The sequence below is a fragment of the Halorubrum sp. Eb13 genome (genome assembly GCF_002252895.1).
In the GTDB taxonomy this organism is placed as follows: Archaea; Halobacteriota; Halobacteria; order Halobacteriales; family Haloferacaceae; genus Halorubrum.
In genome coordinates this window covers 1-4,282 of the sequence record NZ_NHPE01000103.1, presented here as the reverse complement: position 1 = coordinate 4,282, position 4,282 = coordinate 1, and the positions used below count along the sequence as shown (strand labels likewise).

The window sequence follows — 4,282 nt, the reverse complement described above, 5'->3', positions numbered from 1 at the left end:
CGCCGGCGCGTAGCGCCGGCTTCCAGAGGGACCGAAGGTCCCTCGCGGCTCGGCCGCGGGCGCGGCCTCGCAGGCACGCGCCGCTGCCGGATATGTATAAAAGCGTGAGCTCGATCCGGCGTTTCTCTGTCGATCACACCCGTTCGTCGAGTATCGTCTCGTCGCTGTGGCGGACTTCGACGCGCTCGGGGACCGGCGCCTCCGCGAACTCGATTATGACCTCGTAGGGGTGGGCTACGGCGACGTCCGGACACGCTTCCTCGTCCCAGTCCGGGTCGTCTTCGGCGGTCAACCGGACCAGCAGGCGGTCGGCGTCGAGCGTCGCTTCGATCAGCTCGATCCGATAACACTCTCGCGAGCCGTCGAGCAGCCGTCCCCTGACGGTGAGCCGCGGCGGGTCGGCGTCGACCGCGCGGATCAGGACGGCGGCGTCGTGTGGATTCGGTTCGTCGGATTCGAACTCCCCGGTGTGTTCGCGGCGCAGCGTAAGTTCGGCGCCGTCGACGGTGTCGGGGACTTCTCCCCACGGCGGCACGGGACAGCCCGCGAGGGGGGCGGTCGAGACGGCCGTCGCAGTCGCGAGGAGGGCTCTGCGGCGCATGGCGGGGAACGGCCGGGCGGGCGAGGTAAGCTTTGTGACGGGACGATCCCACCGATCGATCGTTTCATACTGATAGCACGTCTCACGATAATACGTATGAGCGACGACGACCGGATCCCCGTGACCGTCCTCAGCGGGTACCTCGGCGCCGGGAAGACGACGATGGTGAACCACCTGCTCGCGAACCCCGGCGACAGGCGGATCGCCGTCATCTTAAACGACATGGGCGAGGTGAACGTCGACGCGGAGCTGGTCGCCCGCGAGAACGACGAGGAGGGGATCGTCGACCTCTCGAACGGCTGTATCTGCTGTCGACTCCAGGACGACCTGCTGAGCGAGGCCGCGACGCTCGCGGAGTCGCGGGAGTTCGACTACCTCCTCGTGGAGTCGTCGGGCATCTCCGAACCGATCCCGGTGGCGCGGGCGTTCACGGAGGGGACCGATGCCTCCGAGATCGACCCCACCGAACGCTTCCGGCTCGACACGATGGTCACCGTCCTCGACACCTACGGGTTCTGGAAGGAGTTCGACGCCGGCGAAAGCCTGCCGGGCGACGGGGAGCCGGCCGCGGACCGACCCCTCGCGGACGTGCTCGTCGAGGGGATCGAGTTCTGCGACGTCCTCGTGTTGAACAAGACGGACATGGTCCCGGACGAGGTCCTCGACGAGATCGAGTCGGTCGCCGACCGGATCGGCCCGCGGGCGAAACGGGTCCGGACGAGCTACTCCGAGGTCGACCCCGGAGCGGTGCTCGGCACGGGACGGTTCGACTTCGAGACGGCCAAGCGGTCGCCCGGGTGGAAACGCGCGCTCGCGGAAAGCGAGGCGGACGGGCACGGCGGGGAGGAGGAGGCTCACGGCCACGATCACGACCACGCCGAGGGCGCCGCCGCGGCCCACGGGGTCGACTCGTTCGTCTACCGCTCCGCGAACGCCCTCGCCCCGGAGCCGTTCGCCGACTGGCTCGACGACTGGGACGGCGCCATCGTGCGGGCGAAGGGCGTCGCGAACGTCGCGGGCACCGACGAGGTCATCGGCGTGAGTCAGGCCGGCCCCTCGGTGCAGGCGGGGCCGATCGGCGAGTGGGGACCGGACGACGACCGCCGCACGCGGCTCGTGTTCATCGGCAGCGAGATGGAGGAGTCGCGGATCCGGCGAGAACTCGACGACTTGGCGGCGTCGGACCCCGAGGCGGTCGAGGGAGCGAGCGCGTTCCCGATCTGAATCGGTCCCGAGAGTCGGTCGGGCTCAGATTCCCAGTTCGGCCTGTAAGTCGTCCCACTCCTCGTGGAACCCGTGGGTGGACTCGGTCTCGGTGCCGACCGCCGACTGGTAGACGTCGTCGTACTTCAGCAGCTCGCCCCACCCGTCGTGGAACGCCCAGTTACAGTACTTACACATACGGGTGACCACGCGAGGGAGCGACATACCGGTTTCGCCGACCGTGGTGAGAGCGACTGTCGGGAGCGCGGGCGGTCGCGCGTCTCAGGGGCTCGGGCGGTTGCGCGTCCGAGAAGCGCCGGCGGTCGCGCATTTCGGGTCCGCCGACAGAGTGAACCCCGTCCGTGACGTACGGTAGCTATCGACGTGGCTCGGCCGCGGCGACACTCCACTATGGTCACATACAGGCGGGGCGGACACGTTCAGAGCGACGACGAGGCGGTCGAGCGGCGCTGCGAGCACTGCGGCTGGCACTGCGTCGCGGACGGGTATCCGGAGCTCGTCTCGCGGTACCAGTCGCATCTCCGGGCGGAGCACCCGAAGGCGTGGCTCCGGACCTGATATCGGTGGCGGAAAAATCGGAACAGCGGATGCGAGGCGGCGCCTCGGCGACTCAGGGTTCGAGGAGGACCTTCGTGACGCCCTCCTCGCGGGCGTCGAACGCCTCGTACATCTCCGGGGCCTCCTCGAGGTCGACGCGGTGCGAGACCACCCAGCTCGGGTCGGCACGTCCCTCGATGATCATGTCGCGGAGGTACCGGTTGTACGACTTGACGTTACACTGGCCCGTGCCGCATTTGAGGCCCTTCTCGAAGAACTTCCCGAAGTCGATACCGAGCCGCCCCTGCGCGGCCATGTCGTCGGGCGCGCCCGGGTCCTCAGGGACGTAGAGGCCGGGGATGCCGAGCTCGCCCGTCGGCCGGACCACGCGGATGAGGTTGTTGATCACGACCGCCGGGTTCTCCTTGGCCGGCTGATAGGAGTAGTCCTCCGTCTCGGTGTCGACGTTGTCGGGGTCGGTCGCCTGATACCCGACCGCGTCGACGCCCTTGTCGACCATTCCGCCGTGTTCCTCGATGATCTGGTCGACCGGGTCGCCTTCGGAGAAGTCGATGGCGGTCGCGTCGCAGTGGTCCTCCGCCAGCTCCAGTCGGCTCGGGACCTGGTCGACGACGTAGATTTCGGCCGCGCCCTTGATCTTCGCGCTGTACGCGGCCATCAGCCCGACCGGCCCGGCGCCGAAGACCGCTACCGACTCCCCGGGCTGGAGGTTCGCCAGTTCGGTGCCGTGCCAGCCGGTCGGGAAGATGTCCGCGAGCAGCGAGAACGCGTCCTCGTGTTCGCGCCCCTCGGGCAGTTTCAGCGCGTTGTGGTCCGCGTACGGGACGCGGAGTTTCTCGGCCTGTCCGCCCGGATACGGCCCCATGGCGACGTAGCCATAGGCCCCGCCGGCGAAGCCGGGGTTGACGTTGGTACAGAAGCCGGTGTACCCCTCCTCGCAGTTCTGGCAGAACCCGCAGGAGACATTAAACGGCATCACCACGCGGTCTCCCTCCTCCAGTGTCGAGACGGCCTCACCGACTTCGGAGACGATCCCCATGTTCTCGTGGCCGAACACGATCCCCTCCTCGGCCGCGGTCCGACCCTCGTACATGTGCAGGTCGGAGCCGCAGATACACGACGTCGTGATGTCGACGACGACGTCGTTCGGGTGTTCGATCTCCGGGTCATCTACCTCTTCTACGGCCACGTCGTACGGGCCTTGATAAACAACAGCTTTCATGATGTGATCCAACCTAACGGAAAGCTTCGAGTATTCTAAATGTTTTTCCGTTACATAGATAGTTAATAAATTATGGTACAATTCAATTAATCGTCATGTACGTCGCGGTCGGCTGCCGGTGTGCCGAGGGGACGCAGCGGCGCGTCGACGGGGAGTCCGGCGGAGCGCAACGACTTTCCTGCGGCACGGTAAACGGAGGGTATGGACTGGCCACACGACCCCGACGGCGAGCAGGGCAGCGAGGGCAGGCGGCAGTACGGCCACGCCGTGCTCGCGAAGAAGATCGACGAGGAGGAGGACTTCCCGCTGTCGACCGCGGAGTACGTCGAGCAGTACGGGGACCACCCGATCCGGATCGACTACGAGACGGTCGTCTCCGTCGAGGAGATCTTCGAGGGCGTCGAGAAGGAGGAGTTCGCGGACTTCGTCGAGTTCCACCAGGAGCTCGGCCGCGTGATGCGCGAGAACGGCTACTGGTTCTACGAGGGTGCCGACCAGTTCGTCGACGGCAGCGCCTGAATACGAATCGGGGATAAACGTCTCGGACGCATCAGTCGTTCTCTTTTAAATAACTGCTTCGACGGTGAACCACTCCAAAGCCCCAGCCGCGAGGAGTGCGGAGGCGACGCAAGCACCGCAGGGAGCGAGTGGGACGAGCGACTGAGGAGCGCAGCGAG

Annotated in this window: 6 protein-coding genes; 3 read left to right on the top strand and 3 right to left on the bottom strand. The window is 66.7% G+C overall.

The window, feature by feature from the left end; genetic code table 11:
* Positions 1 to 133 precede the first annotated feature (133 nt).
* Positions 134 to 601: a hypothetical protein gene (locus DJ75_RS12265; RefSeq protein WP_094524744.1), complete on the bottom strand. Its 468-nt coding sequence runs from the start codon at positions 599 to 601 to the stop codon at positions 134 to 136.
* 96 nt (positions 602 to 697) lie between these two features.
* Between DJ75_RS12265 and DJ75_RS12260 the strand changes: the two genes are divergently transcribed.
* Positions 698 to 1,825, top strand: a complete 1,128-nt coding sequence (locus tag DJ75_RS12260; RefSeq protein ID WP_094524743.1) for a GTP-binding protein — start codon at positions 698 to 700, stop codon at positions 1,823 to 1,825.
* A gap of 24 nt (positions 1,826 to 1,849) precedes the next feature.
* Here DJ75_RS12260 and DJ75_RS18700 read toward each other — a convergent pair whose 3' ends face one another.
* Complete coding sequence (locus DJ75_RS18700; protein WP_170938320.1) at positions 1,850 to 2,002, bottom strand: hypothetical protein; 153 nt, start codon at positions 2,000 to 2,002, stop codon at positions 1,850 to 1,852.
* Between the two features lie 213 nt (positions 2,003 to 2,215).
* Between DJ75_RS18700 and DJ75_RS18695 the strand changes: the two genes are divergently transcribed.
* Complete coding sequence (locus tag DJ75_RS18695) at positions 2,216 to 2,383, top strand: hypothetical protein (protein WP_170938321.1); 168 nt, start codon at positions 2,216 to 2,218, stop codon at positions 2,381 to 2,383.
* 52 nt (positions 2,384 to 2,435) lie between these two features.
* Here the strand turns inward: DJ75_RS18695 and DJ75_RS12255 are convergent, their stop codons facing one another.
* On the bottom strand, positions 2,436 to 3,605 hold the full coding sequence (locus DJ75_RS12255) for a glutathione-independent formaldehyde dehydrogenase (protein WP_094524742.1): 1,170 nt from the start codon (positions 3,603 to 3,605) through the stop codon (positions 2,436 to 2,438).
* A 201-nt stretch (positions 3,606 to 3,806) separates the two neighbouring features.
* Here DJ75_RS12255 and DJ75_RS12250 point away from each other — a divergent pair, with 201 nt between their 5' ends.
* Positions 3,807 to 4,124, top strand: coding sequence for a DUF5785 family protein (locus tag DJ75_RS12250; RefSeq protein WP_094524741.1), 318 nt, complete (start codon positions 3,807 to 3,809; stop codon positions 4,122 to 4,124).
* Positions 4,125 to 4,282 lie beyond the last annotated feature (158 nt).

Excerpts from the sequence above, each read along its gene's own strand:
- DJ75_RS18700 (WP_170938320.1), bottom strand. The coding sequence starts at position 2,002 with ATGTGTAAGTACTGTAACTGGGCGTTCCACGACGGGTGGGGCGAGCTG.
- DJ75_RS12265 (WP_094524744.1), bottom strand. The coding sequence starts at position 601 with ATGCGCCGCAGAGCCCTCCTCGCGACTGCGACGGCCGTCTCGACCGCC.
- DJ75_RS12250 (WP_094524741.1), top strand. The coding sequence starts at position 3,807 with ATGGACTGGCCACACGACCCCGACGGCGAGCAGGGCAGCGAGGGCAGG.
- DJ75_RS18695 (WP_170938321.1), top strand. The coding sequence starts at position 2,216 with ATGGTCACATACAGGCGGGGCGGACACGTTCAGAGCGACGACGAGGCG.
- DJ75_RS12260 (WP_094524743.1), top strand. The coding sequence starts at position 698 with ATGAGCGACGACGACCGGATCCCCGTGACCGTCCTCAGCGGGTACCTC.
- DJ75_RS12255 (WP_094524742.1), bottom strand. The coding sequence starts at position 3,605 with ATGAAAGCTGTTGTTTATCAAGGCCCGTACGACGTGGCCGTAGAAGAG.